The following is a 997-nucleotide window of genomic DNA, read 5'->3' as shown; positions in this document are numbered from 1 at the left end:
CGGGGTTCACCGCGATCATCTCCTTCGCGGCGCTTTCAGCCTTCGAGCGGAGGATCGTCAGGAACACCCCCCAGCCCGCGTCCAGGATGCTGCGATTGAGACCGGACTTGGCCGCCACGTTGCTGCCGGGCGCCTGGAGCGTTCCGGACGCCGAGCGGGTCATGTTCGCGATCCGCAGGTCCTCGCAGGCGATGACGTCGTAGTCGCGGACCAGCGCGAGTGCGGCCTTGTGCGCGCCGTCCAGGCGCTGACGGCGGACCGTGCCGTGCAGGGCGGCGACCCGCGCCACCGCTTTACGCCGCCGCGCGGAGCCGCGTTTCTTGCGGGCGAGGTCGCGCTGGGCGGCGGCGAGGCGCTCGGCGGAGGCTGCCAGGTGGCGGGGGTTGGTCAGGTGCTCACCGTCGCTGGTGGTGACCAGCGAGGCCACGCCCAGGTCGATCCCGACGGAGGCGCCGGTCGCGGGCAGAGGTTCGGCGGGCACGTCATCACACGACAAGATCACGTACCAGCGGGAGCCCTCCCGCTTCACGCCGATCGTCTTGACCGTGCCACGCACAGTGCGGTGCCGGTGGACGCGGACGTGGCCGACGCCCTGAAGGCGGACGTAGCTGGCGCGGGGGTGTTCGGGCCGGGAGTCCCACCGGCAGCCGTCGCCGTCTTTCGGCCATTCGACGGTGTCGAACCGCCCCTCGCCCTTGAAGCGGGGAAACCCCGGGGCGCGCCCGGCCTTGAGCCGGGCGAAGAACGCGGCGAACGCCTTGTCCAGGCGGCGCAGGGTGGCCTGCTGGGAGGAGAACGACCACCGGCCCTGACCGTCTGTGTCGTCGGCGCGGATGTGTTTCAGCTCGGCGGACTGGTCGCCGTAGCGGATGCTCACCTTCGCCTTGGCATAGGCGGTGCGGCGGTGCTCCAGCGCGGCGTTGTACAGGGCACGGTGATCATCCAGGCAGGCGGCCAACGCGACGCTCTGGCGGGCGGTGGGACGCAGCAGGAACTT

1 protein-coding gene is annotated in these 997 nt (G+C 71.4%); it reads right to left on the bottom strand.

The window, feature by feature from the left end; genetic code table 11:
• Nucleotides 1-997: RNA-guided endonuclease InsQ/TnpB family protein (locus tag ACFFRH_RS44245; protein ID WP_386164193.1), on the bottom strand; the 997-nt coding region annotated here is incomplete at both ends.

This window comes from Streptosporangium vulgare (assembly GCF_042428775.1).
Classification (GTDB): Bacteria; Actinomycetota; Actinomycetes; order Streptosporangiales; family Streptosporangiaceae; genus Streptosporangium; species Streptosporangium vulgare.
Note: the sequence above shows the minus strand (reverse complement) of the source record. Positions and strands in the feature narration are given on the sequence as shown.